Source organism: Xanthobacter wiegelii (genome assembly GCF_043193855.2).
GTDB classification, from domain to species: Bacteria; Pseudomonadota; Alphaproteobacteria; order Rhizobiales; family Xanthobacteraceae; genus Xanthobacter; species Xanthobacter flavus_A.
In genome coordinates, this window is the sequence record NZ_CM195529.1 from 2,975,024 (window position 1) to 3,001,384 (window position 26,361).

A 26,361-nucleotide genomic window follows, 5' to 3' on the forward strand; every position below is an offset into this window, starting at 1 on the left:
CCGATGGCTGAGACCGCATTGACTGGCGAGCCGCGCGCGACGCGGCTCCGCCTCCCCCGCCACCTCTCCCCTCTCCTTCTGGCGTCGGGATTGGTGGCGCTTTTCGTTCTGCTGCCCCTTCTCGCCCTCGCCGGCATCGCCGCGCGCGGGTCCGGCGACATGTGGCCCCATCTCATCGCCACCGTGCTGCCCGATGCGCTGGCCGAGACTGGGCTGCTGATTCTCGGCGTCGGCGTGGTGACGCTGGTGGTGGCCGTGCCGTGCGCCTGGCTGGTGGCCACCTGCACCTTTCCCGGCCGCTCGGTGCTGGAATGGGCGCTGCTGCTGCCGCTGGCCGTGCCGGGCTACATCGTCGCCTTCTCCTATCTCGATGTGCTCCACCCCCTCGGCCCGGTGCAGGAGGCGCTGCGCGCGATGCTCGGCATCGACAGCCCGCGCGGCCTGCGCCTGCCGGATGTGCGCTCCACCGGCGGCTGCATCCTGGTGCTCTCGGCGGTGCTCTATCCCTACGTCTACCTTTCCGCGCGGGCGAGCTTCGTGCTGCAATCGGCGGCGGCGCTGGAAGTGGCGCGCACTTTGGGCGCCAGCCGCTGGCGCGCCTTCCTGCGCATCGGCCTGCCGCTGGCCCGCCCGGCCATCGTGGCGGGGCTGACGCTGGTGCTGCTGGAAGTGCTCGGCGACATCGGCGCCTCCGAATTCCTCGGCGTGCGCACCCTGACCGTCTCCATCTATTCCACCTGGGTGAACCGCTCGAACCTGCCCGGGGCGGCGCAGATTGCCCTCGTCATGCTCGCGCTGGTCCTGGGATTGATCCTGCTGGAGCGATGGGCGCGGCGCGCGCGGCGGTTCGTCGCCACCGGCTCGGCCCGGCCGCAGGCGCCGCTGCGCCTGACCGGCCTGAAAGGCATCGCCGCCGCCGCCTTCTGCGCCCTGCCCGTCACCCTCGGCTTCCTGGTGCCGCTGCTGCACCTCTCCATCTCGGCCGTGCGACGCATGGCGGAGACCGGCTTTCCCACCCGTATCCTCGGCGAGGCCGCGACCACGGCCGCCCTCGCCGCGGCGACGGTGGCCCTGGCCCTCGGCCTCGGCCTTGTGGTGGCGCTCGGCCAGCGGCTGACGCGCGCGCCGCTCGCCTCCGGTTTCGCGCGGGTCGCGAGCCTCGGCTATGCGGTGCCGGGCACGGTGCTCGCCGTCGGCCTCCTCAGCCCCCTCGCCTCATTCGACAACATGCTGGATGCGGCGATGAAGCAGTCCTTCGGCATCTCCACCGGCCTTTTGCTGTCGGGCTCGGGGGCGGCGCTGGTGATGGCGCTTGCCATCCGTTTTCTCGCCATTCCGGTGGGCGGCATCGAGGCCGGATGCGCCAAGCTGTCACCGCATCTCGACATGGCCGCCCGCAGCCTCGGCTCGACGCAGCCGCGCACCGTGCGCCGGGTGCTGCTGCCGCTGCTGCGGCCGGCCCTCGCCACGGCGGCGCTGCTGGTGTTCGTCGACGCCATGAAGGAGCTGCCGGCCACCCTCCTGCTGCGGCCGCTCGGTCTAGAGACGCTGGCCACGCACGTCTACGGCGAGGCGGCGCGCGGCACGTACGAGGACGGCGCGCTGGCCGCGCTGGTGATTCTGCTGGTCGGCCTCGGCCCGGTGATTCTCCTCGCCCGCATGTCGTCCTCCGCCCTCGCGGCATCGGCTGACGGCGCGCGCGGCGGTTCCTCGGCGCGCGGCTGACCCCAAGGGCGCGGCGCCCCTCAGGCCATCAAAGCGACACAGAGGCCGCTAAAGGTGCGGCCACGATCCAACGTGGCCTCAGGCGTCGCGCGCATCGCCCCGCCTGCTCCCTCGGAGACCTCTGTATCTTCATGCTGCGTGTCGGCAAGAACACCCGCCGGGCCGGGCTGATCGCCGCTTCCGTGCTCGGCGCGGGCGCGGCGATGCTGCTCGTCGCCATGGCGGTCGTGCCGCTGCTGGTACCGGCCGCCGAGTTGCGCCGGGTGGCGGCCCACGCGCTCGCCGGCTCGACCGGACAGAAGGTGGAGATTCTCGGCGAGCCGTCGATCCGCCTGCTCCCCTCCCCCCGTGTGGTGCTCGGCAAGGTCAGCTTTCCCCTGCCCGCCGGCCAGTCGCTCGACGCCGAGAATGTGGTGACCCGCCTCGACCTGCTGCAGCTCCTGGCCGGCCGTGTGGTGGTGAACGACGTGATCGTGGAGCATCCCACCCTGGTCCTCACCGGCGAGGGCATGGCGCCCGCTCTCGGCATCGCGCCGGTACTCGCCGCGACCGACCGGCCGGAGCTGCGCATCGTCGATGGCACGATCGCATGGCGTTCAAGCAGCGGACTGACCCGCGAGCTGGTGAGCGGCATCACAGCCAGCCTCGACCGGGTATTGGACAGCGCTGGCATCGCCGTCGCCGTGCAGTTCGACTGGCGCGAGCAGCCGGTCAACGCCACCCTGTTCATCGACGACATCACCGCTTTCATGGCCGGTACGCTGGCGCCAATGCGCGCGACCGTTGGGACAGACGGCGCCAGGGCCCGATTCCACGGCCGCGCCGCGCTGGGCAAGGCGCCCACAATGGACGGCGCCGTGACGGCGGATGCCGATTCGCTGCGCGACCTGTTCGACTGGGCCGGCATGGAGGCCCCCACCCGCAGCGGCTTCGGTCCCTTCTCGCTCGCCTCGCGCCTGAAGCTGGAGCAGGGCGAGGTCGCGCTGACCGAGGCGAGCCTCGATCTCGATGGCAACCGGGGTGACGGCGGACTGCTGGTGAAGGTTTCCGGCCCAAGGCCGCTGATCCAGGGCACCTTCGCGGCCGATCGCATCACCCTCGCGCCCTACGGGACCATGCGTCTGACCGGCGGAGACAGGCAGGGCTGGGACCGGGGACCGCTCAATCTCTCCGCCCTCGGCGCCTGCGACCTCGACCTGCGGCTCTCGGCGGCGCGGGTGGACGTTGGCGACACCGCGCTCTCCACCGTCGCCGCCAGCGCCGTGCTCTCGGGCGGCCGGCTGGTGCTCGCCATCGGCGAGGCCCATGGCTGGGGCGGCCTGCTGCGCGCCTCCCTGACCCTCGCGCCCACCGCGCCCGACCCCGCTGCCATCGCCCGCCGCCCATCGGGGGCCGAACTGCAGCTCGAAGCGGAAGCGAATGACGTGGAGCTTGCCCGCGCCCTCGACGACATCGGCGGCTTCCGCCGCATCGAGGGCACCGGCACGTTTCAGGTGGATGTAACGGGTGCCGGACGGAGCATCCAGGACATCGCCACGAACCTCCAGGGCAGCGCAGTGCTGACCGCAGCCAACGGCTATCTGAACGGCTTCGACGTCGCGCAGCTTCTTCAGAGGATCGAGCGCAGGCCCCTCTCCGCCGGCAGCGACTGGCGGGGCGGTCGCACCGCCTTCGCCGATCTCAACGGGCGCATCGCCATCAGCGACGGCGTTGGCACCGTGGAAGAACTCGCCATGCGCGGTCCGCGCGCGCAGATCGAGATGACCGGCTCCCTCTCCATCGCCCAACGCTCGCTGGACCTTGCCGGCCACGCGGCGCTTCCGGCCGCCAAAGGCGCCAAGACCGGTGCCATCGACCTGCCGTTCAGCGTTCGGGGACCGTGGGACGAGCCCAGCATCATGGCCGACCCGCTCAGCCTCATCGAGCGCTCCGGCGCCGCTCTCCCGCTGCTCGAAGCCGTGAAGGCCCGTGCGGCCGCAGGCGCAGAGCGGGCCATGGATGGCGGCGCGGCGCCGACCGATGATCGGCAGCAGGCGCCGGCGAACTGAGGCTGCTCGCGCAGCTCGAATTGGGAAGCCGCAACGAAAAAGGCCGGCGCACTGGCACCGGCCTTTTATCTGTCCGATCGGCGTTGCGCGGAAGGTCAGCCCTTGAGGCTGGCCTGCATGGCGGCGCCCAGGCCCTTGAACGACAAGGGCAGGATGACCGGGCGGCGCGAGCCGTCCTCGAACACGATGTCGCCCTTGCCGGAGCTGGCCTTGAGCGCGGCGAGCTGATCCTTCGTCAGCTCGGCGGAGGCGACGCAATGCTGGCCGCACCGCTTGAAGGTCAGCACCACGTCGGCGACGCCACCGACTTTCAGCGCGACGTTGGACGGCAGCCACACGCCCGGCGGGGTGAGGACGATGAGGCGCACCAGCCCGTCCTTCTCGGCCCGCACCGCGATATGGGCGAGGATGTGCGCGAGATCGGGGGTCTGCAGCGTCTGCACCGCCTCGCAGGCGCGCTTTTCGTCCTTGCCCTTGCAGCGGACGGTCCAGTCGTCGTGAACCGAATGGGTCTCGGTCGGGTCGGCGGCGGGGGCCGCGGCAGGCGCCGGCGCGGCGGCCGTCTGGGCGGCGGCGGGCAGCGCGAAGGCCGATGCGGCGACCACGGCGGACAGGAGCGAGAGACGGAAGGAGGGGATGAGACCGGTAAGCGCCATCTTGTACGTCCTCTCAATCACGCCCGCGCCCCGCAGTGGCGCCGTCGCCGGGACATATCCGACACCGCCCCTGTCAGGCAACGCAAATCGCGGTGCTTCCGCCCGCTGACACAGGGGAATGGCGGCTGGGACGGTGGTGTTCAGCTTCCGGCACGCCGCGCTGCAACCGCGCGGAGCACGCGCTCGGGCGTCGCGGGGGCCTCGAGCGCCACCGGCCCCTGGCCCGGCAGCCCGGCTATGGTGTCGCGGATCGCGAGCCAGACGGAAATGGCGAGCATCAGCGGCGGCTCGCCCACCGCCTTGGAGCGCAGCACCGTCTCCTCCGCGTTCGGCCTGTCGAGCAGATGGACGTTCAGCACCGGCGGCACGTCGCGCGATCCGGGGATCTTGTAGGTGGAAGGGCCGCGTGTGGCGAGGCGGCCTTGGGCATCCCACTTCAGCTCCTCGCAGGTGAGCCAGCCCATGCCCTGCACGAAGGCGCCCTCGATCTGGCCGATGTCGATGGCCGGGTTCAGCGAGCGCCCGCAATCCCCGACGATCTCGGCCCTCAGCACACGGACGGCGCCGGAGAGCGTATCCACCGCCACCTCGGCGGCGGCGGCGCCATAAGTGTAATAATAGAAGGGCCGGCCTTCCGATTTCGCCATGTCGAAGTGGATCTTCGGCGTCTTGTAGAAGCCTGTGGCGGAAAGCGGCACGCGCTGCTGCCACGCCAGATGCGCCGCCTCGCCGAAGGAGAGGCTGCGGTTGCCCACCGCCACACGGCCCTCCGCGAACACCACCTCCTCCACCGCCGCGCCGAAATGCGCCGCCACCACCCCGGCCATGCGCCCGCGAATCTCCTTCGCCGCGATCAGCGCTGCCATGCCGTTGAGGTCGGAGCCTGAGGAGGCCGCCGTGGGCGAGGTGTTGGGCACCTTGGCGGTGCTGGTGGCCGACACGCGCACATGGTCGAGCGGGATGCCAAAGGCGTCCGCCACCACCTGCGCCACCTTCACGAACAGCCCCTGCCCCATCTCGGTGCCGCCGTGGTTCAGGTGGACCGAGCCGTCCGTGTAGACATGCACCAGCGCCCCGGCCTGGTTCAGCGTCGTCAGGTTGAACGACACGCCAAACTTTATGGGCATGGTGGCGAGGCCCTTGCGGATCACCGGGCTCTGCGCATTGAAGGCGTCGATTTCCGCCCGCCACGCCGCAAGGTCCGCTTTGGCGTCGAGGTGGGCCATGGCCTCCTCGATCAGGCTGTCCTCCACCTCCTGGCCATAGGGCGTGATGTTGCGCGGGGCGTCGCCATACTGGTTGGCGGCGCGCACCTCTTCGATCGGCTTGCCGAGGTGACGGGCGATCTCGTCCATCACCGCCTCGATGGCGAGCATGCCCTGAGGCGCGCCGAAGCCGCGGAAGGCGGTGTTGGAAACGGTGTTTGTCTTCACCAGCACGCCGCGAAAGCGGGTCGCCGGGATGAAATAGCAATTGTCCGCGTGGCACAGGGCGCGCGAGACGACGGCGGGCGAGAGGTCCGCCACATTGCCGCAATCGGCGGCGAATTCCATGTCGAGGCCGGCGATGCGGCCCTCCGCATCGAAGCCCGCCGCCCAGCGAACGCGGAAGGGATGGCGCTTGCCGGTGGCCTCCATGTCCACTTCGCGCGGCAGACGCAGCTTCACCGGTTTTCCGGCGTGGTGGGCGAGCAGCGCGGCGATGGCGGCGATGATGGTGGCCTGGCTCTCCTTGCCGCCGAACGCTCCGCCCATGCGGCGCACCTCCACCGTCACGGCCGCGAACGGCAGGCCCAGCACATGCGCGACGCCGTGCTGCGCCTCGGTGGGGTGCTGGGTGGAGGAATGGACGAGCATATCCCGGTCCTCGCCGGGGATGGCGATGGCGATCTGCCCTTCCAGATAGAAATGATCCTGCCCGCCGCAGCGCACTTCACCGGAGAGGCGCAAGGGAGCCGTGGCGAGGGCGGTCGCAACATCGCCCCGCCCCACCTGCTGATCCGGCCCGACGCGGGCGCCGGCCTCATAGGCTGCATCCAGATCAAGGAGCGCGGGCAGCGGCTCATACGCCACCCGCACCAGCGCGGCGGCAGCGCGGGCCGCATCGAGGGTCGGCGCGGCGACAGCAGCGACGGGGTGGCCGACATACTCCACCTCGCCCGCCGCCAGCAGCGGCTCATTGGTGCGGATGGGGGCGATGTCGTTGGTGCCGGGAATGTCGCCGGCGGCCACCGCCACCACGCCGGGCAGCGCGCGGGCGGCGGAAAGATCGATGGCGACGATGCGGGCGCGCGCATGGGGGCTCAGCACCAATGCGGCGTGGAGCAGGCCGGGCGGCTCCGGCATGTCGTCCAGATAGACGGCACGGCCGCTCACATGGGCGTTGGCGCTTTCGTGGCGGGCGGGGACATGGACGGCGCGGGTCATAGCGCCTCCAGCTCCAGCGGCACGCCGGGGCGCGTGGTGGCGAGGTGCAGGCGTCGGACCAGATTGGCGGCGGCGCTGGCGCGATAGGCGGCGCTGGCGCGGTGATCGGAGAGGGGCGCGAAGTCAGCGGCCAGCGCGGCTTCGATGCCTTCGGGCGGCGCATCAGCCCATGGCGCGCCCGTGAGGAGCGCTTCCAGAGCGGGGGCACGCTTCGCCCGCTCGGCCATGCCGCCGAAGGCTGCGGCCAGATCCGTAACGCGGCCGCCGTCCACCCGCAGGCGGAAGGCGCCGAGCAAGGTGGAGATGTCCTGATCGAACCGGCGCGAGAGTTTCCAGGCGAAGAGCTGCTCTCCCTCGGCGAGGCGGGGGAGGCGGATCGCGACGATCACCTGGTCCGGCGCCAGCGCCGTCTGGCGATAGCCGATGAGAAAATCGGCAATCTTCATGCGGCGCGCCCCGGCGGGCCCGGCCAGTTCCACCTCCGCATCGAGTGCCAGCAGCACCGGCAGCGTGTCGCCGACCGGCGAGGCGGTGCCGAGATTGCCGCCGAAGGTGCCCATGGTCCGGATCTGCCGCGAGCCGATGCGGCGGATGAGGGCGCCGAACGCCGGGAACGCCGCCTCCACCGTCTCCAGCCCCTCCGCATAGGTCACGGCGGCACCGAGGACGAGGTGGTCGCCCTCCCATCCGATCCGCTTCAGCTCTGCCACGCGGCGGGTGGAGATGGCGAGGCGGAAGCCGCGCCGCTTCTTGGCGGGGATGAGGCCGAGGTCGGTAGCGCCGGCGATCAGCACCGCGTCCGGATAGGCGGAGCGCAGCGCCACCAGTTCGGCGAGGGTCTGCGGCACGAGATGCAGTTCCCCCTGTGCCGAGATGCGCGTGCCGGCAATCGGCGGGAGGCTCTCAGGCTCCACCACCGGCGGCGCGGCGCAGAGCGCCCGGGCGGCATCGACGATGGGGCGATAGCCGGTGCAGCGGCAGAGATTGCCCGCCAGCGCCTCGTGGATGTCGCTATCGCTCACCAACGCATCGTCCGCCCGACCCTGCGTGAGCGCATAAAGCGACATGACGATGCCCGGCGTGCAGAAGCCGCACTGGGTGCCGTCGCTCTCGGCCAGCACTGTCTGAGCCGGATGGAGCCCGGCGGAGCCGCCGAGCCCCTCCACCGTCTTCACCTCGGCGCCGTCGATCTGGGACAGAAGCAGGATGCAGGAGTTGGCGACCTGCCAGCGTTGCGCCCCGCCCACCCCTTGACCGATGGCGATGGTGCAGGCGCCGCAATCGCCCTCCGCGCAGCCTTCCTTGGTTCCGGTGAGGCGCTGGCGCGTGCGCAGGAAGTCCAGCACCGTCATGGAGGGGGCGGCGGCCGCCGCCTCGATCCGCTCGCCGTTCAGCAGGAAGGCGATGGCCACGCCCTCAGCCTCCCGCGCTCTGGGATGAGCGGAAGGCCCAGGCCACCATCCGCCGCTCGAACACGGCGAAGATCGCGTACATGAGGATGCCCTGGATGGCGAGGGAGATGAGGCCGGCGAACACCAGCGGCATCTGGAAGTTGGAGCCCGCCTGCACCATGAGATGGCCCACCCCCGCATTGGCGCCGATGGTCTCGGACACCACCGCACCCACGAAGGCGAGGGTGATGCCCACCTTGAGCGCCCCGAAGAGATAGGGCCCGGTGCGGGGAATGCCAACCTTGCGCATGATGTCGAGCTTGGAGGCACCGAGCGCGCGCAGCACGTCCTCCAGCTCCGGCTCGGTGGTGGCAAGGCCGGTGGCCACGTTCACCACGATGGGGAAGAAGGAGATGAGGAAGGCGGTGAGGATCGCCGGCACCTCGCCGATGCCGAACCACATGATGAGGATGGGCACCACCGCCACCTTCGGCACCGAGTTGAAGCCGATCATCACCGGATAGAGCCCGCGATAGATGGTGCGCGACCAGCCGACCACCACGCCCAGCGCAATGCCGAACACCACCGCGATGGCGAAGCCCGCCATGGTGGTCCAGAGCGTGACAAAGGAGTTCTTCAGGAGCGGCCACCAGTATTTCACCATCGCGGCGAAAATCTCGGTGGGCGCGGGCAGGATGAATGTATCGATCCTGAACAGTCGGCAGGCCGCCTCCCAGATCACGAACAGCGCAACGGTGAAATAGACGGGGGCGAGGTCTTCGTTTGAGATTTTCATGTCACGCCGCCTGCCGCACTTCGGCGATCTTGTTGCGCAGTTCGTGCACCAGTTCCGTGAATTCGGACCGATAGCAGACATCGAGATCGCGCGGCCGGGGGAACGGCACCTGCCGCGTCTCCACGATGCGGCCGGGGCGCGCGCTCATCACATGGATGGTGTCGGCGAGGAAGGCCGCCTCGCGCAGGTCGTGGGTGACGAGGATGACGGTGAAGCCGAACTCCTGCCAGAGATCGCGCAGCACGCACCACAGCTCTTCTCGCGTGAAGGCGTCCAGCGCGGCGAAGGGCTCGTCCAGCATCAGCAGCGCCGGCTGGTGGATGAGCGAGCGGCAGAGCGAGGCGCGCTGCTGCATGCCGCCGGACATCTCCCACGGGAAACGATCGGCGAAGGCGCCAAGGCCCACCACGTTGAGCAGCGCCATGGCCTTGTCCTGAAACGCGGCCTTGTCGCGGGAGAAGCGGCGGCGGTAGGGCTCGACAATCTCCAGCGGCAGCATCACGTTCTGCAGCACGGTGCGCCACGGCAGGAGATTGGCGTGCTGGAAGGCCATGCCCGCCACCTTCACCGGCCCCTTCACCTCCTTGCCGTCAATGGAGACGGTGCCGGAGGTTGGCCGGATAAGGCCGGTGACAAGCTTCATCAGCGTGGACTTGCCGCAGCCCGACGGCCCCACCACCGCCGCGAACTCGCCCTTGCGCACGGTGAGCGTGGTGCCGGCCAGTGCCGTCACCGGGCCGGTGCGGCCGGGATAGGTGAGGGTCACATTGTCGAGGACGATCACGGGAAGGCCTTTCGGTTCTGCGTCGACCGTTCCCCGGACAAGCGACACCACAGGTGGAGCGCAGATCCGGGGTCCAGGAGAAAGGTCGGCGAAGCCGGCGATCGCCCCGGCTGCCTCGATTCAGGCCGCCTTCGGCGCACCCTTGCGCTGGACCCCGGCTCGCATTCCGCTCACGCTGCATGCGTCCGGGGTACGAGATGGCCTCACATCTTCCGCGCGCTCGCGGGCGGCAGGAACTCGCTGGTGAAGATGTCCGCCGCCGTGGGCTTGGCCTTGAAGTCGTAGGTGATGCCTACCTGTTCGATGGACTTCGCCAGCCGCGCCGGGTCCACGTCGCCGGTGCCGTTGGCCTTCACCCAGTCGGTGACGATGTTGTCCTTCAGCGCCATTTCGAGGCGGGCCAGCTCGATGGCCTCGTCAGCCGTCTCGTTGCGCTTCATGACCGACTTGATGGCGCCCTTGGGGTCCTTGGCCGTGTCGATGATGCCCTTGATGGTCGCCTTCACGAAGCCCTTCACCACCTCGGGATGGGCCTTGGCGAAGTCGGGGTTCACCATGATGGCGTTGCCGTAGAGCACGAGGCCGTGCTTGGACATGAGCATCACCGCGATGTCGTCCGCCGGCACGCCCTTCTGGCGCAGGTTGAAGAAGGAGGAGAAGGAGAAGCCGGTGATGGCGTCCACCTTGCCGTCGGCCAGCATGGGCTCACGCACGGGGAAGCCGATGTTCTCGATCTTCACCTTCTCGGCGTCGATGCCGTTCTCCTTCACGAAGGCCTTCCACTGGGCGAAGGCGCCATCCGGTGCCGGCGCGCCGAGGATCTTGCCTTCAAGATCCTTGGGCTTGGCGATGCCGGTCTTCTTCAGGCTGACGATGGCGAAGGGCGGCTCGTCATAGACCATCTGGACGGCGACGACCTTCTTGTCCGGGTTCTGGTCGCGGAACTTCATCAGCGAATTGATGTCGAAGAAGCCGATGGGATAGGTGCCCGCCGCCACGCGCGCGATGCCGGCCACCGAGCCGGGACCGCTGTCGATGGTCACGTTGAGCCCCTCGGCCTTGTAGTAGCCCTTGTCCAGCGCCACGAAATAGGGGGCGGACGGCCCCTCGAACTTCCAGTCGAGCGCGAATTTCACGTCGGTCTCGGCCAGCGCCGGCGCCGCCGCCAGGGTGGCGAGGACCGCGGCGAAAACGGAACGCATCAGGCTCATGAAAAGGCTCCTCGGTTTCGCTGCGGTGGACTGCAACGGCCATGCCAGCGGCCCGAGACACCGCTGCGGCAGGCCGAGTGCGCCCGCATCGGCTGGGATCGCCGATTGCCGCACGATGAGGCACTCAGCGGCTGCCCTCAAGATGGGCGTGTTGCTTATATAATTAGCATGCGGGCTTGCCCGCCACCGCTGCTGGACAGGCGCCGCGGCTTGGGCCACTCCATCAGCGGTCAATCAAAGGAGCGGCGATGACGCGGCGGGTACTGCTCACCTGGGAGCAGGGCGCGGGCTTCGGCCACACCATCCAGCTGGCACGCCTCGGCCGGCGGCTCGCTGATGCCGGCGTCGAGGTTGTGGCGGCCGTGCGCCACCTGCAGAACGCCGGGCCTCTGATCGAGGCCGGCATCCGCCTCATCCAGGCGCCGCCATGGCCCGCCCCCGCCCCGCGTCCGGGCGATCACATCCCCGCCTCCGCCACCCTGACGGATAGCCTCGCCCGCGTCGGCCTGCGCGATCCGGACAGCGTGCGGCCGGTGCTGCGCGCCTGGCTCGATATGCTCGACGCCGAGCGGCCGGACCTGATGGTCTGCGACTATGCCCCCCTCGCCGGCCTCGCCGCGCGCGGGCGCTGCCCGGTGATGCAGGCGAGCACGGCCTATTGCCTGCCGCCTGCCGACCTGGAAGCCATGCCAGTCTTCCACGATTTCATGCCGTCCCAGCACACCGATGACGAGGTCGTCGCGGCGGTCAACACCGCGCTGGCACAGACCGGGCTTGCCCCCATCGATCGCATCGGCGCCCTGTTCACCGGCGACGACGCCTTCGTGCGCAGCTTTCAGTTGCTCGACCCGTATGCCGACCTCCGCAGCCGGCAGGCGGAGGGGCCGGTGATGGCCGAGACGATGCGCGAGACCTCGCCCGGTACCCGTACCATCTTTGCCTATATCCACACCGACGTGGCCTCGCGCCCGGACGTGGCCGCCGTGCTGATGGCTCTGGCCCCGCGGCTGGAGATCTACGTGCCGGGGGTCGATCCGTCATGGCTCGCGCCACTGTCGGCTGCGGGGGCAACGGTGCATGGGCGACCGGTTTCCATGGCGGAGGCCATGGCCCGAAGCCGCCTGCTCATCCACCAGGGCAGCGCCGGCGTGGCAGCGGATGCGCTCGCGGCAGGCGTGCCGCAGGTCACCTTCTCGGTGCATGTGGAGCATTGGCTGAACGGCGAGGCACTCGCCGCCGCCGGGCTCAGCCGCAACTTCCCCCTGTTCCATCCCAATGCGCGGATCGCGCTGGAGCCGGTGCTGGCAGCGCTGGAAGACGGGGACATGGCGCTGGTCGCAGCGGCGGCGGGCAGGATGCACCGGGCGGAACTCGCCGCCCGCGATCCGTTGGACGCGCTGACGGAGCGCTGCCGCGCGCTCCTTTAAGCTCGCTCAGTAGCCGATGGGTCCGCCGCCGCCGCCGCCACCACCACCGCCACCGGGGAAGCCGGGGAAGGTCGGCAGGTTGGGGAAGCCCGGAAAGCCGCCGCCACCGCCATAGCCGCCGGGGAACCCACCGCCGCTGCCGTAGCCATAGGGCGGCGGGGTGATGGGGATGACGACGTTGCTCTGGTTCTGCTGGGAGGCCTGTTGGGCGATGGTGTCCGCCTCGCCCTGGAGCTGCGTGTTCACCGAACGGCACGTGGCCGCGGCGAGGTCCATGGTGGTCTGGCCCTGCACCGGCACGCCGCACGGGTGGCTGGAGCCCCGGTCGAGGCCGGTGATGTCCGGAATGGGGCCGGGCCGCCCGCCGTTCTGGCCTGTCTGGCTGCGGGTCTGGGCGATCACCGCATCGATCTGGGCCTGCGACACGCGCACCGGACCCGTCATGCCGCCGCGCCCGACGGTGACCATGAAACCGGGGCGGCGGACCACGATCGTCTCCCCGCCCGGCCCCACCACGGTGAGGGTGCCGAACTGGAGGATGGCCTGGGTCTCGCCGTCGCGGTGGATGACGGCCGCGACGCCGCCGCGGATGCCGATGGTCGCCACCGGCGTCTTCACCTCGGCCCCGCCCGTGTGGCTGGCGTTGCCGCCGACGAAGCGCGCCGCACCCTTGGTGAGGGTGAGCGCCATGGAGCCGGCCTTGGCGTTGGGATCGTAGACGAACTCATCGATGACGAGGTTCGAGTTGGGGCCGATGTTCAGCGTGGTCTTGTCCACGAACAGGACCTGCACGCTGCCGGCGGAGCTGGTCTCGATGCGCTCGCGGTGGATGATGCTGGCGCCAAGCTCCAGCGTGCGGACGCCCGAGCCGGCATTGCCGGTGGAGCGCGGGTTGACCGCCGCGGCCGTGCCGACGCTGTTCTGCGCGAGGGCGGGGCCGGTGGCGGCCACGATGGCGAGGGAGGCGACGGACGCCAGGAGACGGGCCAGGAGGCGGGCGGGGGTGCTGATGGGCATGATGCGTTGCTCCTCAGAACCGCACGTTCGGGCCGATGGAAACGCTGAAATTGTCGAACGCATAGTTCGGCAGCGTCGAGGTGGACCAGCTGTACTGGACCTGGGTCAGCAGCCCCCACTGCTCGTGGATCGGCACGTCAAGCGCGAGGCCGACCCGATACTGGTTGTCCTGCTCGGTGATGAATTTGGAGATGAACGGATTGGGCGCGTCGTAGCTGTAGCGCGAGTAGCCGACGCTCGGGATAGCGATCCAGCGTCTCACACCCCACAGGCCCTGGAACTCGAACGGCGCCGCAAGGTCCACCGCGAAGGTGTTGTAGGAGAGCCAGGGCAGTTCGCCGGAGGCATCGTTGTAGGAGAGGCGCGCGCGCCAGCGCCAGTCGTCGGTGATGCGGCCGAAGGCGTTGCCGCCCACCGTCCACATGTCGCCGCTCTGGAAGGAGGCGGTGGGATAATCCCGCGAGGACTGGTAGTCGCGCTGGCGGATCTCCACGAACGGCTCGAGCCCGAACCAGGCGCTGAACGGCAGATAGAGCGAGGCGCCCGCGCCGTAGGTGCCGAGATAGCCGTCCCCGCCCAGCGTCACGCCGCCGGCGAGCACATAGGCGCGGATGGAGGAGCCCGGCAGCGCATCCGGCGCCAGCGCGAAGCGCGGGCCGGTGTTGAACTCGGCGAAGCCGAGGTTCAGCTGCTGCAGCTGGAACTGCTGTGAATAATACAGATTGAGGTTGGTTTCCCAGACATCGCCGCGCTGGTTGCCGAAGTCGTAGACATGGCGGATGGAGGCGAGGGCGAAGGCATTGCCATCCGCCTGCGCAGCGGCGCTCGGCGGCAGGAGGGCGCCCACATCCTGGCCGATCACGAGGCGGCTGGAGGGACCGTAATTGGCGTTGGACTGGTAGCGCACGCCCACCTGTCCGTAGAAGCTCCACTGGCTGGTGGCGAGGCGGCGGTCGATCTCCACCAGATAGGCGGCGATGTTGTCCCGCTCTTGCCCCGACAGCTCCGGCGACTGGGCGATGGGCTCGAAATAGGCGCGTGCGGATTCATACGCACCGAGCCGGTAGTAAAGCCGCGCCAGTTCCAGGCGCACCCGCACCAGCCTGGGATTGTAGAAGAGGATGCGCTCGTAGACGCCGATGGCGGCTTCGTAGTCACCCACCTCCACCGCGCGCCGCGCGAGCCGGAAGGCCAGTTCCACGTCCGCCGGACGCTTCAGGGACTGGTCGAAAAGAGTGTTGAATTCCGGATCGGAGTCCGCCAGCGCGGTCTGCTGCGCTGCCAGCGCCGGCGCCGACAGCGCGCCCAGCGCCACAGTCAGCACGATTCCGCGCCTGCACGCCCACGCGCACAAACCACCCCTGCCCGAGCGAGACGCCCGAGTAATGTACCGCTTTACCAGCATGCCTGACCATCCGGCTCTTGCTGGCAAGGCCCCGCCCCTTGCCCGTGGAGCGATCTTTACCATTGCGTGTGTCGGAAGGGGATTCCAGGTGGCTGCACAAGCCAAGGATTCATGCGTATTTCCGGGAGAGAAAAGCATTTTTGTCACAGGCGCCGCCGCAAGACGCCACGATCATACCGCCCACCCGTGTTTCGCTCTCATTTCGCAACGGCATGGCCTCCGCCAACCAACGCGTGCCGCATTCTGACATTGCGCCAATGCAATAAGTAAGAACTTTTAATCGGGAATTGTTTGCATAGATTGGTCTCAACGGCGGCCGGGGTGCCGCCCAGAGGATCAGGAGCAGACCATGCGCAGCATCGGACTTCATCACGTGACCGCCATCGCCGGCCCGGCCCGCCGCAATCTCGACTTCTACACCCGCACCCTCGGGCTGCGGCTGGTGAAGAAGACCGTCAATTTCGACGATCCCGGCACCTATCACTTCTATTTCGGCGATGCCGCCGGCTCGCCGGGCTCCATCCTCACCTTCTTCCCCTGGGAATCCGCCGGCATCGGCCGGGCGGGCGTGGGCGAGACGCAGGAGACCGCGTTCCGTATCCCGGAGGCCGCCGTGAGCTACTGGACGGAGCGGCTCGTCACCGCCGGCCTTTCACCGGACCTGCCGGAGAAGCGCTTCGGTGAGACCGTGATCGCCTTCAAGGACCCGGACGGGATGCGCATCGCCCTCGTCGGCGTCCCCGGCATCGAGGCCGAGCCCGCCTGGGGCGGCGGCGAGGTGCCGGAGGCGCACGCCATTCGCGGTATGCATTCCGTGACCCTCCTCCTGAAGGAGGCCGGCGCCACCGCGGACATCCTCACCGACGTGTTCGGCTTCGAAGAGGCCGGTCGCGAGGGCACCCGCATCCGCTACCGGGCGCCGGGGGTTGCGGTCGGTGGCATCGTGGACATCCGCGAGGCCGGCGGCTTCCTCTCCGGCCGGCAGGGACGCGGCAGCGTCCACCACATCGCCTTCCGCGCCGCCGACGACGCGGAACAGGCCGAGATGGTGGAGAAGCTGACGGCCCGCCACGGCCGCCATGTCACCGAGCAGCGGGACCGGAACTACTTCCGCTCCGTCTACTTCCGCGAGCCCGGCGGCGTCCTGTTCGAGATCGCCACCGACGATCCTGGCTTCGCCGTGGACGAGGCGCCCGAGCATCTCGGCGAGGCGCTGAAGCTGCCGGCCCAGTACGAGGCGCACCGCGCCGAGATCGAGCGGGTTCTCCCGCAGGTCGCCTGAGCAAAGGCCCGACCCCCCATCATCGCCCGGCCGTTCCCGCGGCCGGGCCGCAAGGAATACTTCAATGACCGCCCTGCCCCTGGGCCCCGCCGCCACCGCGCGGGGTCCCCTTTCCTTCACCCACCGTTTCGTTCCGGCCACCGATCCGTCTGCCGCGCCGCTCTTGCTGCTCCACGGCACCGGCGGCGACGAGAACGATCTTCTCCCCCTCGGCCGGATGCTGTCGCCTGGCGCGGCCCTGCTGTCGCCGCGCGGCAAGATCAGCGAAGGCGGCATGCCCCGCTTCTTCCGCCGGCTGGCGGAAGGCGTCTTCGACGAGGAGGACGTGGTGCGGCGCGCCAACGAGCTGGCCGATTTCATCGGCGAGGCCCGCGCCGCCTATGGTCTGGCTGCCCCCGTGGCGGTGGGCTTCTCCAACGGCGCGAATATCGCCGCGGCGATGCTGATGCTGCGTCCGGACGCGCTCTCCGGCGCGGCGCTGCTGCGGGCCATGGTGCCGCTCGCGAACCCGCCTGCCGGCTCTATCGCCGGAACGCCGGTGCTGCTGCTCTCGGGTTCCGCCGATCCGATCGTGCCGGCGGCGAACGCGGCCCGCCTCGCGGCCCAGCTCGGCGCGCGCGGCGCCCGCGTGGAGCATCGTGTGCTGCCGGGCGGTCACGGCCTGATGCCCGTGGACATGTCCGCCATGCGCGACTGGCTTGCGCGGACCGCCCCGGCCGCCTGATACCCGGACGAAACGAGGGCCGGCGCGCCGGGCGCGATGCTCAGCGCGCCGGCTTCGCAGGGGCGGCCGGGGTCGCCATGGCGGCGTTTCCGCCGCTGACCCGCGAGGCGGCGACGATGGCCGGCGCAAGCGCGTCCGCAAGGCAGGTATAGCCGGCGTCATTCATGTGGAAGCTGTCCCACGCGAGCGTCTTGCGGAAGCCCTGCGGATCCTGCGCGGCCCACTGCTTCATCATGGCGTAACGGCGCAGGAGCGGCACGCCACGCCCGACCGTCGTGGAATCCACCGCGTCCACAAAGCTCTCGTAGCGCGCGACATCGGTGATGCCGGGGAAATACTGCTGGTCGATCACGATCGCCGCCGCGCCCGCGGCCGCGATGGCCGAGAGGCCTTGCGTGACGATCGCGCGCAGCCGGGTGGGATCGCCGCCGAAGATGACATCGTTGGTGCCCACCTGCCAGATCACCAGATGCGGCGCGGGTTGCGCCTTCACCAGCGCCTCCAGGCGCGCGAGGGTGGACGGGCCGGTCTCGCCCGAGACGCCGGCATTCATCACCGTGACGCGCCCCTCGCCCATGAGCGTCGCCAGACGGCGGGCCAGCTGGCTCGGATAGGTCTGGTCCGAACTCGATGCGCCCGCGCCGGCGGTGGTGGACGAGCCGATGGCCAGGATGCGCAGCGGCTGGCCGTCCTTCAGCGCCTTCACGCCGGCCGGCATGGACAGGGCCGGAGACGGGCGCGCGGTGCAGCCGCTGGCCGCCGACGCGGCGGCGGGGCTGAGCACGGACAACGCCACGGCAATCAGGGGCAGGGCGAAACGGCGAAGACGGCGCATGGCAAGACCGAAGTATGAGGACAGCGCCGACCAGTCCGGAGCGCGCCCCGGATTGAACCCAAGGGAAGGCCGGCGTCAACCTGAATGCTTGGAACGTCGGGCTATTCTGCGGCGCGCAGCGGGGTTTGCGTCGGCTGCGCCGCGCGGGGATCCACCCACGCGCCGGCTTCGATCTCGGCCATCTGCTGGGAGATATCGCGCACCACTTTCCGCGAGAATGGCCCGAGGTGCATGTAGAACAGCGCCAGCGAGAGCAACTGCTCCAGCCTGTCCAGCCGCTTCATCCCGCGCAGCACCACCGGCCAGACATGCACCGCCGTGCGCGGATGGCGCCAGGTGACCGTGGCGAGCACGCCGAACAACCGCCCGAGATCGGCGACGAGTTGCCTGATGTCGATGGGGGTCGGTGGCGGAGGCGGCTCGGGAGATTTGACCGCACCCTCCTGACGGCCGACGAGTTCCGACAGCCGGCGGATACGGCCGAAGAAGGCGCGTGGCGCGTAGACCCGAGCATAGACCTCGCGATAGCGCCGCAGCACGTCGACCCGTGGCTCCAGGGTCGCGAAATTGAGCCCGGCGCTGGTCTGGTCGCCATTGCGGAAATCCTCCTCCCGCAGCGGGAACATCCGCCCTTCCCGCTCCAGCCGGCGCGAGAGCTGGGTGTCGGGAAGCGCATAAAGGAGGCCCAGCGACACCACCGGGATCGCGGCCTCCTCGATCAACTCCGCCATGGCGTCCGCCGCGTCGGGGGCTTCATTGTCGAAGCCGACGATGAAGCCGGCGATGACCACGATACCCGCGGCATAGATGCGGTGGACGCTGGCGGCGATGTCGCGCCGGGTGTTCTGCTTCTTCTGGGTGGAGCGCAGCACCTCGGGATCGGGGCTCTCGATGCCCACGAACACGAGATAAAATCCGGCCGCCGCCATCTGATCCAGCAACGCCGGATCGTCCGCGAGGTTGAGCGAGGCCTCGGTGGAGAAGTGGAACGGGTGACCGTGCGCGTGCTGCCACGCGATGAGATGCGGCAGGAAAGCCTTCACCGCCTTCTTGTTGCCGATCAGATTGTCGTCGACGAAATCCACATGGCCCCGGTAGCCGAGCGCGTAAAGGGCATCGAGCTCCGCGAGCATCTGCTCGGTGGTCTTGGTCCGCGGCACCCGGCCATACAGCTCGATGATGTCGCAGAACTCGCAGGTGAACGGGCAGCCGCGGGAAAACTGCACGCCCACGAACAGATAGTCCGGCAGGTGGAGCAGATCGAAGCGCGGCACCGGCGTCCGGGTCACGTCCGGCCGCTCGTCCGGCGCGGCGATGAGGCCGCTGCGCTCGCCCCGCTCCCAGGCCGCCACGAAAGCGGAGAGCGTGGCCTCCGCCTCGCCGAGAACACGGAAATCGGCTGCCTCATAGGCTTCGGGGCTGGACGACACATCCGGCCCGCCGACCACCACGACCTTGCCCGCCGCCTTCATGGCGGCGACGGCGGCCAGCGCCTCCTGGCGCTGGGGCAGCATGCCGCTCACGAAAACAACGTCCGCCCATGCGAGGTCGGCCGGGTCCAGCGGGCGGGCATTCAGATCGCACAGCCGCGCCTCCCAGTGGGCGGGCAGCAGCGCGGCGACGGTGATCAGTCCCAGAGGCGGAGCCATGCAGCGGGCGCCTTTGAGCCGCGCCAGCTCCAGATTGCGCCAGAAGCTCGCCTGCGCGAACCGCGGATAGAGAAGCAGCACCCGGACGCCCGACATCGCCCCTCCCGTGAATCCCCGCGATCCTAGGATGGTTGCGCAGCAATGTCATTGCAACGACGCAACGCAGCGGCACCCATGCGTGCGCGGTCTATTCGGTCGGATATGGGAGAAGATCGAAGTGGCGGGAGTGACGGGGCTCGAACCCGCGACCTCCGGCGTGACAGGCCGGCGCTCTAACCAACTGAGCTACACCCCCGAACCGGCGGCAGGTCTTGCCGACCGCCGAGGAGAGCGGCGTGGTACGGCACCCCTCCGCCCAAGTCAAGCAAGCCGCGCATTTTTTGCCGGGAAGTTGTCCACAGGCTCCGCAAAACCGCGCAACCGCAACGCTTTGCGGCAGGCGCGGAGATGGGGATTCCGACACGCCGAGGACGCCGCAAGGGCGCACCTGTCACCGTCAGGGGAGGCTTGCGCCGCGGCCGGAATCATCAGGGTCACGAAGGAAAGCGGTGGGGCTGGAAATGGTGGGCGGTGACGGGCTCGAACCGCCGACCCTCTCGGTGTAAACGAGATGCTCTACCAACTGAGCTAACCGCCCGGTCGTCGCAGGACCTTTGCGCGCTATAATCCGCTCCGGCCCCAGCGGCAAGGGCAGGCATCCTGATGGGCGGCATGGCGTGGGGCCGGCCGTTATCGGGAGGGATCCCGCAACGTGCGAATGTCGGGTCCAATTCCCCGCGCGAAGTCTTGAGGGAGAAACCGCGCGCCATGGACCCGTCGCACGACGGGTGCGTTTACGGGGCGCTGCGGGCTTGATCCGTCTCTGGAAAGCGGGTGCCACACCGGGAAGCGCGAAGGGCACGACCTGCTTGATGCGTCTTCCGACAGGCGGCAATGCAGCCAGGCGGCAATGTAGCTTGCCGGATCGGGGACGCTCCGCCCGGTACGGCCGGGCCGGGAGCGTCCGGATAGCCCGCCGGACATCCGTCCGGAGAGGCACATGGAGCGGCGATCGCGGCCGGCGCAGCGTGCGTCCGGGCCGCAAGGCCCGATCAGTCGTTCACGGCTTCCTTGAGGCCCTTGCCGGGGGTGAACTTCGGCGCCTTGGAAGCCTTGATCTTCACCGGCTTGCCGGTGCGCGGGTTGCGGCCTTCACGGGCAGCGCGCGTCACCACGGAGAAGCTGCCGAAACCGATCAGCTTGACTTCCTCGCCATCCTTGAGCGCCTTGGCGATGATGTCGAAGGTCGCGTCCACAGCCGCAGCCGCAGCGGTCTTCGTCAGCTTCGCCTCTTCGGCCACGGCGGCGATCAGTTCGTTCTTGGTGGTCATCTGACCTTTCCTTCCGTTGTCAGAACGCGAATCGTGCAGGGCGAGCCCCGAACGAACGGCGCGAGCATCACGGAAAATAAGGCTTTTGCAAGCGAGATCGGCGCCAAACCCGCACCAATGCACGATTTTGCGCTGTGCGCCTGCGAACAGCAAAGGAGCGAGCGAGCGGAGGGAGCGTCCCGCGGGCTCTGCTAAGTCATTGAAAAGATTTAGGGCGTGCACCACGCTCCCCGAAGGTCCGGAGATAGCGGCGACACGCCCTCTAAAAATGTTCAGAAACTGTTGATACAGGCCGGGTTGCGGACAATCCGGCCTGGTTTTCGTCAGTGGGCGACCACGCCCGCGTTGTCCTCGTCGGCAACCGGCGGGTTGTTCACCGGCCGCTCTTCCCAGGTGATGGGCTCGGGCGGGCGAACCAGCGCGTTGGCCAGCACCTCGTCCATGCGCGACACAGGCACGATCTCCAGCGCGTTCTTCACGTTGGCCGGGATGTCCGCCAGGTCCTTGGCGTTCTCCTCGGGGATCAGCACCTTCTTGATGCCGCCGCGCAGAGCCGCAAGGAGCTTTTCCTTGAGGCCGCCGATGGGCAGCACCCGGCCGCGCAGGGTGATCTCGCCGGTCATCGCCACGTCGCGACGGACGGGGATGCCGGTGATCACCGACACGATGGCGGTTGCCATGGCGACGCCGGCCGAGGGACCGTCCTTCGGGGTCGCCCCCTCGGGAACGTGCACGTGGATGTCGCGCCGCTCGAACAGGGGCGGCTCGATGCCGAAGTCCACCGCCCGCGAGCGCACATAGGATGCGGCTGCGGAGATGCTCTCCTTCATCACGTCACGCAGGTTGCCTGTGACCGTCATCTTGCCCTTGCCGGGCATCATGAGGCCTTCGATGGTCAGCAGTTCGCCGCCCACCTCGGTCCAGGCGAGGCCGGTGACGACGCCCACCTGGTCCTCGGTCTCCACCTCGCCGTAGCGGAAGCGCGGGGCGCCGAGGAAGTCCTCGAGGTTCTTGCCCGTGACCTTCACCGACTTCTTCTTGGAGAGCATCAGCTCCTTCACCGCCTTGCGGGCGAGGGTGGAGATCTCGCGCTCGAGGTTGCGCACGCCCGCTTCCCGCGTGTAGCGCCGGATGAGGGTGAGCAGGGCCTCGTTGTCGATGGTCCACTCCTTCTCGGTCATGCCGTGCTTCTGGAGCGAGTTGGGGATCAGGTGCTTGCGCGCGATCTCCACCTTCTCGTCTTCCGTGTAGCCGGCGATGCGGATCACCTCCATGCGGTCCAGAAGGGCCGGCGGGATGTTCAGCGTGTTCGCCGTGGTCACGAACATGACGTTCGAAAGGTCGTAGTCCACCTCCAGATAGTGGTCGTTGAAAGTGTGGTTCTGCTCGGGGTCGAGCACCTCGAGCAAAGCCGAGGACGGATCGCCGCGGAAATCGGCGCCCATCTTGTCGATCTCGTCCAGCAGGAAGAGCGGGTTCGACTTCTTCGCCTTGCGCATGGACTGGATGACCTTGCCCGGCATGGAGCCGATGTAGGTCCGCCGGTGGCCACGGATCTCCGCCTCGTCGCGCACGCCGCCGAGGGCCACGCGCACGAACTCACGGCCCGTCGCCTTGGCGATGGACTTGCCGAGCGAGGTCTTGCCGACGCCGGGCGGGCCGACGAGGCACAGGATGGGCCCGGTGAGCTTGTTGGCACGGCTCTGCACGGCCAGATACTCGACGATGCGCTCCTTGACCTTGTCGAGGCCGTAATGATCGCTGTCGAGAATCTCCTGGGCGTAGTTGAGGTCCTTCTTGACCTTGCTCTTGATGCCCCACGGGATCGACAGCAGCCAGTCGAGATAGTTCCGCACGACCGTGGCTTCCGCCGACATGGGCGACATCTGGCGGAGCTTCTTCAGCTCGTGCGTCGCCTTCTCGCGGGCTTCCTTGGTGAGCTTGGTCCGCTTGATGCGGTCCTCCAGCTCCTGCAGGTCGTCCTTGCCGTCCTCGTCGCCCAGCTCCTTCTGGATCGCCTTCATCTGCTCGTTCAGGTAGTACTCGCGCTGGGTCTTCTCCATCTGCCGCTTCACGCGGGTCCGGATGCGCTTCTCCACCTGGAGCACGGAGATCTCGCTCTCCATCAGGCCGAGCACCTTCTCCAGGCGATCGGACACCTTCAGGGTCTCGAGCACGCCCTGCTTCTCGGGGATCTTCACCGCGAGATGCGAGGCGACCGTGTCGGCGAGCTTGGAATGGTCGTCGATCTGGCTGACGACGCCGACCACCTCGGGCGACACCTTCTTGTTGAGCTTCACGTAGTTCTCGAACTCGGTGACCACCGAGCGCGCGAGCGCCTCGCCCTCGACGCGGTCACCGACCTCGTCGTCGAGCGTGATGGCCTCGGCCTCGTAGAGGTCGGTCCGATCGGTATAGCGGGTCACCTGGGCGCGGCTGACGCCCTCGACCAGCACCTTCACGGTGCCGTCGGGCAGCTTCAGCAGTTGCAGCACGGTCGCGAGCGTGCCCACCGAGAAAATGGCATCGGGGGCCGGATCGTCATCCGACGCATTCTCCTGGGTCGCGAGCAGGATGTAGGTATCGCCGCGCATCACCTCTTCGAGGGCGCGAATGGACTTTTCGCGACCCACGAACAGGGGAACGATCATGTGGGGAAACACCACGATGTCGCGAAGCGGCAGGACCGGGAAGGTCTGGGACACTCCGGCAACGAGCGGCGGGCGCGGCTTCTGGCTCGTCATGACGCAATCCTTTCAAGAAGTGCACGCGCTGGATTTGGGCGCAGAACTGCGTTGCCGCGCGTGCACGCGGCCGGAGACGGGTGTGGATTTTCAATGCTGAAGCGGCTTTCGCCGCAGGAGGCACGAGGTCCGACCCCCGAGACCGGAACTTTCGAAAAGTAGATGGACACGCAACCTGCCCGTTTCAAGGGCACACCATTGACCTCTTTGGGGGATCCGCCCTGGCAGGCGAATGCCCGGAGAAGAGGGCGGACCGGCGCCACGGCTCCGGCCGTCATCTCCCGCCTCATGCCCCGACCGGTGACCCCGATCGGGACCAGCCGGGGACCGGAGGGAGCCCGGGCCGGCTGAATTCTGGTCATGTCCCGCCCTCTCCCGAAACCGCAAGGCTTTGGGAGAGGCGCGGAGCCCGACACGTCACGCACTGGCACCCGCGTCGCCGACGCGATCGGCGTAGATATAGAGCGGGCGCGCATTCTGCTCGACGACTTCGCGGCTGATCACCACCTCCTCGACCCCTTCGAGGCCGGGGAGATCGAACATGGTGTCCAGCAGGATGCCCTCCATGATGGAGCGCAGGCCACGGGCGCCGGTCTTGCGCTCGATCGCCTTGCGGGCGATGGCGCCGAGGGCCTCCTCGTGGATGGTGAGGTCCACGCTCTCCATCTCGAACAGCCGCTGGTACTGCTTGACCAGCGCGTTCTTCGGCTCGGAGAGGATCTTCTTCAGCGCCTCCTCATCAAGATCACCCAGCGTCGCCAGCACGGGCAGGCGGCCGATGAACTCGGGGATGAGCCCGTACTTCAGCAGATCCTCGGGCTCGACCTCACGGAACACCTCGCCGGGCCGGCGATCCTCGGGCGGCGCCACCTTGGCCTGGAAGCCGATGGAGGTGGAGCCCTTGGACCGCGACGAGATGATCTTGTCGAGGCCGGCGAAGGCGCCGCCGCAGATGAAGAGGATGTTGGTGGTGTCCACCTGCAGGAATTCCTGCTGGGGATGCTTGCGGCCGCCCTGGGGAGGAACGGAGGCGACCGTGCCCTCCATGATCTTCAGCAGGGCCTGCTGCACGCCCTCGCCCGAGACGTCCCGGGTGATGGACGGATTGTCGGATTTGCGACTGATCTTGTCGATCTCGTCGATGTAGACGATGCCGCGCTGCGCCCGCTCGACATTGTAGTCGGCCGCCTGGAGCAGCTTGAGGATGATGTTCTCCACGTCCTCGCCCACGTAGCCGGCTTCGGTCAGCGTGGTGGCGTCGGCCATGGTGAAGGGCACATCAAGGATGCGCGCCAGCGTCTGCGCGAGCAGCGTCTTGCCCGAGCCGGTGGGCCCGATCAGCAGGATGTTGGACTTCGCGAGCTCCACGTCGCCGTGCTTGGTGGCGTGGTTGAGACGCTTGTAGTGGTTGTGCACCGCAACCGAGAGAACCTTCTTCGCGTGGTCCTGGCCGATGACGTAGTCATCGAGGACCTTGCGGATCTCCTTCGGGGTCGGGATGCCATCCCGCGACTTCACCAGAGAGGACTTCGACTCTTCCCGGATGATGTCCATGCACAACTCGACGCATTCGTCGCAGATGAACACGGTGGGTCCGGCGATGAGCTTCCTGACCTCATGCTGGCTTTTGCCGCAGAACGAGCAATAAAGCGTGTTCTTGCTGTCGCTGCCGCCGGTCTTGCTCATCTCACGTCTCCTAGTGCCCTCACGAACCGGACATTTGGACCGGCCGACCCGTCAGGGCCTCGTATGGGGTTTGCACGAAGCAAAAATCTCGCCAAACCCGAATGTGGTGATCCACTTCCCAAAAGCCAATCACCCTGAGGCGACGCGATCAAGGCAGGCTGACGACATTCCCCAGACCAAGGGACGCGCCGCCGCCGACCTGAAGGTCGCGCCGTCCGCCGATCGTCTGCTCACGACCTTTCGCAATCCTGAACCCGGGACTTATTACGAAGTCCGGACCCCGACGGTTCATGGCCCTGAAACGCGAAGGCCCCCACCATGAGGCGGGGGCCGACAACGCGGCATCCGATGCCGGCTTAACGACATGCAAGCGCGATCTTGCACCGCACGCAAGTGGGGCATTGCGAGAACGCCGGGCGTGTTGCCCAACTATCGCTATCGCCCCGCCTCCTCCCGCGGCCAAGCTGACGCTCAACCTCAGGCGGCCTTGCTGACCTCGTCGGTCGGGCGCTTGTCGATCACGGAATCGATAAGCCCGAACTCCTTGGCGGCCTCGGAGGTCATGAAGTTGTCGCGCTCGAGGGCGTTCTCGATGGCGTCGAACGACTGGCCGGTATGCTTCACATAGATTTCATTCAGCCGCTTCTTGAGGCTGAGGATTTCCTGCGCGTGAAGCATGATGTCCGTCACCTGGCCCTGGAAGCCGCCGGACGGCTGGTGGACCATGATTCGCGCGTTAGGCAACGCGAATCGCATGCCCTTCTCGCCCGCGGTCAGCAGCAGCGAGCCCATGGAGGCCGCCTGGCCGATGCAGAGCGTCGACACCGCCGGCTTGATGAACTGCATGGTGTCGTAGATGGCGAGGCCCGACGTCACCACTCCCCCGGGGGAGTTGATGTACATCGAGATTTCCTTCTTCGGATTGTCCGCCTCGAGGAACAGGAGCTGGGCCACCGCGAGGGTGGACATGCCGTCCTCGACCGGGCCGGTGAGGAAAAGGATGCGCTCCTTCAGGAGGCGGGAAAAGATGTCATAGGACCGCTCGCCACGGTTGGTCTGCTCAACCACCATGGGGATCAGGTAATTCATGTAAGTATCGACAGGATCACGCATCTTAAATCCCCCGGGGGGCGCATGGGAGGGCGCGGGTAAGGGCACGCCGCTTCCGGCGTGCCGCGCGATTTC

Annotated in this window: 19 protein-coding genes and 2 tRNA genes; 5 read left to right on the forward strand and 16 right to left on the reverse strand. The window is 68.3% G+C overall.

Annotated elements, in window-relative coordinates:
* The first annotated feature begins 3 nt into the window (after positions 1-3).
* Positions 4-1,725, forward strand: coding sequence for an ABC transporter permease (locus V5F63_RS13790; protein WP_394102351.1), 1,722 nt, complete (start codon positions 4-6; stop codon positions 1,723-1,725).
* Positions 1,726-1,856: 131 nt separating this feature from the next.
* Positions 1,857-3,773, forward strand: a complete 1,917-nt coding sequence (locus V5F63_RS13795; protein ID WP_394102350.1) for an AsmA family protein — start codon at positions 1,857-1,859, stop codon at positions 3,771-3,773.
* Positions 3,774-3,868: 95 nt separating this feature from the next.
* On the opposite strand, the gene V5F63_RS13800 is transcribed toward V5F63_RS13795, so the two are convergent.
* The 6 genes from V5F63_RS13800 to V5F63_RS13825 form a co-directional block, all read right to left on the reverse strand.
* Complete coding sequence (locus tag V5F63_RS13800) at positions 3,869-4,429, reverse strand: invasion associated locus B family protein (RefSeq protein ID WP_209483021.1); 561 nt, start codon at positions 4,427-4,429, stop codon at positions 3,869-3,871.
* Between the two features lie 140 nt (positions 4,430-4,569).
* On the reverse strand, positions 4,570-6,855 hold the full coding sequence (gene xdhB, locus V5F63_RS13805) for a xanthine dehydrogenase molybdopterin binding subunit (protein ID WP_394102349.1): 2,286 nt from the start codon (positions 6,853-6,855) through the stop codon (positions 4,570-4,572).
* On the reverse strand, positions 6,852-8,267 hold the full coding sequence (gene xdhA / locus V5F63_RS13810; RefSeq protein WP_394102348.1) for a xanthine dehydrogenase small subunit: 1,416 nt from the start codon (positions 8,265-8,267) through the stop codon (positions 6,852-6,854). The genes xdhB and xdhA overlap by 4 nt, the downstream gene beginning before the upstream one ends.
* Positions 8,268-8,271: 4 nt before the next feature.
* Complete coding sequence (locus V5F63_RS13815) at positions 8,272-9,042, reverse strand: ABC transporter permease (RefSeq protein WP_394029646.1); 771 nt, start codon at positions 9,040-9,042, stop codon at positions 8,272-8,274.
* A gap of 1 nt (position 9,043) precedes the next feature.
* Positions 9,044-9,826, reverse strand: coding sequence for an ABC transporter ATP-binding protein (locus tag V5F63_RS13820; protein WP_209483029.1), 783 nt, complete (start codon positions 9,824-9,826; stop codon positions 9,044-9,046).
* 203 nt (positions 9,827-10,029) lie between these two features.
* A complete protein-coding gene (locus tag V5F63_RS13825; protein ID WP_209483031.1) occupies positions 10,030-11,037 on the reverse strand; it encodes an ABC transporter substrate-binding protein in 1,008 nt (335 codons plus the stop codon).
* Positions 11,038-11,285: 248 nt separating this feature from the next.
* Between V5F63_RS13825 and V5F63_RS13830 the strand changes: the two genes are divergently transcribed.
* Positions 11,286-12,464 (forward strand): hypothetical protein, encoded by a 1,179-nt coding sequence (locus tag V5F63_RS13830; RefSeq protein WP_394102347.1) that lies wholly within the window; start codon positions 11,286-11,288, stop codon positions 12,462-12,464.
* Positions 12,465-12,470: 6 nt separating this feature from the next.
* Here the strand turns inward: V5F63_RS13830 and V5F63_RS13835 are convergent, their stop codons facing one another.
* On the reverse strand, positions 12,471-13,481 hold the full coding sequence (locus V5F63_RS13835; RefSeq protein ID WP_394102346.1) for a FecR family protein: 1,011 nt from the start codon (positions 13,479-13,481) through the stop codon (positions 12,471-12,473).
* Positions 13,482-13,494: 13 nt separating this feature from the next.
* Positions 13,495-14,805 carry a tetratricopeptide repeat protein gene (locus tag V5F63_RS13840; protein ID WP_209483037.1) on the reverse strand — a complete coding sequence of 437 codons (1,311 nt, stop codon included), beginning with the start codon at positions 14,803-14,805 and terminating at the stop codon, positions 13,495-13,497.
* A 430-nt stretch (positions 14,806-15,235) separates the two neighbouring features.
* Between V5F63_RS13840 and V5F63_RS13845 the strand changes: the two genes are divergently transcribed.
* Both V5F63_RS13845 and V5F63_RS13850 read left to right on the forward strand, forming a co-directional pair.
* Positions 15,236-16,168 carry a ring-cleaving dioxygenase gene (locus tag V5F63_RS13845; protein WP_394102345.1) on the forward strand — a complete coding sequence of 311 codons (933 nt, stop codon included), beginning with the start codon at positions 15,236-15,238 and terminating at the stop codon, positions 16,166-16,168.
* A gap of 64 nt (positions 16,169-16,232) precedes the next feature.
* Positions 16,233-16,892: an alpha/beta hydrolase gene (locus V5F63_RS13850; protein WP_394102344.1), complete on the forward strand. Its 660-nt coding sequence runs from the start codon at positions 16,233-16,235 to the stop codon at positions 16,890-16,892.
* Positions 16,893-16,932: 40 nt separating this feature from the next.
* On the opposite strand, the gene V5F63_RS13855 is transcribed toward V5F63_RS13850, so the two are convergent.
* The 8 genes from V5F63_RS13855 to V5F63_RS13890 all read right to left on the reverse strand — a co-directional run bounded on the left by V5F63_RS13855 (position 16,933) and on the right by V5F63_RS13890 (position 26,289).
* A complete protein-coding gene (locus V5F63_RS13855) occupies positions 16,933-17,727 on the reverse strand; it encodes an SGNH/GDSL hydrolase family protein (protein WP_394102343.1) in 795 nt (264 codons plus the stop codon).
* Positions 17,728-17,828: 101 nt separating this feature from the next.
* On the reverse strand, positions 17,829-19,472 hold the full coding sequence (locus V5F63_RS13860) for a B12-binding domain-containing radical SAM protein (RefSeq protein ID WP_394102342.1): 1,644 nt from the start codon (positions 19,470-19,472) through the stop codon (positions 17,829-17,831).
* Between the two features lie 122 nt (positions 19,473-19,594).
* Positions 19,595-19,671, reverse strand: a tRNA-Asp gene (locus tag V5F63_RS13865).
* Between the two features lie 266 nt (positions 19,672-19,937).
* A tRNA-Val gene (locus V5F63_RS13870) sits at positions 19,938-20,013 on the reverse strand.
* Positions 20,014-20,467: 454 nt separating this feature from the next.
* Positions 20,468-20,746 carry an HU family DNA-binding protein gene (locus tag V5F63_RS13875; protein ID WP_024278722.1) on the reverse strand — a complete coding sequence of 93 codons (279 nt, stop codon included), beginning with the start codon at positions 20,744-20,746 and terminating at the stop codon, positions 20,468-20,470.
* A gap of 323 nt (positions 20,747-21,069) precedes the next feature.
* Positions 21,070-23,490 (reverse strand): endopeptidase La, encoded by a 2,421-nt coding sequence (lon, locus tag V5F63_RS13880; protein WP_209483047.1) that lies wholly within the window; start codon positions 23,488-23,490, stop codon positions 21,070-21,072.
* Positions 23,491-23,907: 417 nt separating this feature from the next.
* Positions 23,908-25,176 (reverse strand): ATP-dependent Clp protease ATP-binding subunit ClpX, encoded by a 1,269-nt coding sequence (gene clpX, locus V5F63_RS13885; protein WP_024278720.1) that lies wholly within the window; start codon positions 25,174-25,176, stop codon positions 23,908-23,910.
* Between the two features lie 477 nt (positions 25,177-25,653).
* Positions 25,654-26,289 carry an ATP-dependent Clp protease proteolytic subunit gene (locus V5F63_RS13890; RefSeq protein ID WP_209483048.1) on the reverse strand — a complete coding sequence of 212 codons (636 nt, stop codon included), beginning with the start codon at positions 26,287-26,289 and terminating at the stop codon, positions 25,654-25,656.
* Positions 26,290-26,361: the final 72 nt, after the last annotated feature.

What these genes read in the sequence shown, in the direction of transcription:
- V5F63_RS13790 (WP_394102351.1), top strand. Translation starts at nt 4, where the DNA reads ATGGCTGAGACCGCATTGACTGGCGAGCCGCGCGCGACGCGGCTCCGC.
- V5F63_RS13795 (WP_394102350.1), top strand. Translation starts at nt 1,857, where the DNA reads ATGCTGCGTGTCGGCAAGAACACCCGCCGGGCCGGGCTGATCGCCGCT.
- V5F63_RS13800 (WP_209483021.1), bottom strand. Translation starts at nt 4,429, where the DNA reads ATGGCGCTTACCGGTCTCATCCCCTCCTTCCGTCTCTCGCTCCTGTCC.
- xdhB (WP_394102349.1), bottom strand. Translation starts at nt 6,855, where the DNA reads ATGACCCGCGCCGTCCATGTCCCCGCCCGCCACGAAAGCGCCAACGCC.
- V5F63_RS13815 (WP_394029646.1), bottom strand. Translation starts at nt 9,042, where the DNA reads ATGAAAATCTCAAACGAAGACCTCGCCCCCGTCTATTTCACCGTTGCG.
- V5F63_RS13825 (WP_209483031.1), bottom strand. Translation starts at nt 11,037, where the DNA reads ATGAGCCTGATGCGTTCCGTTTTCGCCGCGGTCCTCGCCACCCTGGCG.
- V5F63_RS13830 (WP_394102347.1), top strand. Translation starts at nt 11,286, where the DNA reads ATGACGCGGCGGGTACTGCTCACCTGGGAGCAGGGCGCGGGCTTCGGC.
- V5F63_RS13835 (WP_394102346.1), bottom strand. Translation starts at nt 13,481, where the DNA reads ATGCCCATCAGCACCCCCGCCCGCCTCCTGGCCCGTCTCCTGGCGTCC.
- V5F63_RS13845 (WP_394102345.1), top strand. Translation starts at nt 15,236, where the DNA reads ATGCGCAGCATCGGACTTCATCACGTGACCGCCATCGCCGGCCCGGCC.
- V5F63_RS13850 (WP_394102344.1), top strand. Translation starts at nt 16,233, where the DNA reads ATGACCGCCCTGCCCCTGGGCCCCGCCGCCACCGCGCGGGGTCCCCTT.
- V5F63_RS13855 (WP_394102343.1), bottom strand. Translation starts at nt 17,727, where the DNA reads ATGCGCCGTCTTCGCCGTTTCGCCCTGCCCCTGATTGCCGTGGCGTTG.
- V5F63_RS13860 (WP_394102342.1), bottom strand. Translation starts at nt 19,472, where the DNA reads ATGTCGGGCGTCCGGGTGCTGCTTCTCTATCCGCGGTTCGCGCAGGCG.
- V5F63_RS13875 (WP_024278722.1), bottom strand. Translation starts at nt 20,746, where the DNA reads ATGACCACCAAGAACGAACTGATCGCCGCCGTGGCCGAAGAGGCGAAG.
- lon (WP_209483047.1), bottom strand. Translation starts at nt 23,490, where the DNA reads ATGACGAGCCAGAAGCCGCGCCCGCCGCTCGTTGCCGGAGTGTCCCAG.
- clpX (WP_024278720.1), bottom strand. Translation starts at nt 25,176, where the DNA reads ATGAGCAAGACCGGCGGCAGCGACAGCAAGAACACGCTTTATTGCTCG.
- V5F63_RS13890 (WP_209483048.1), bottom strand. Translation starts at nt 26,289, where the DNA reads ATGCGTGATCCTGTCGATACTTACATGAATTACCTGATCCCCATGGTG.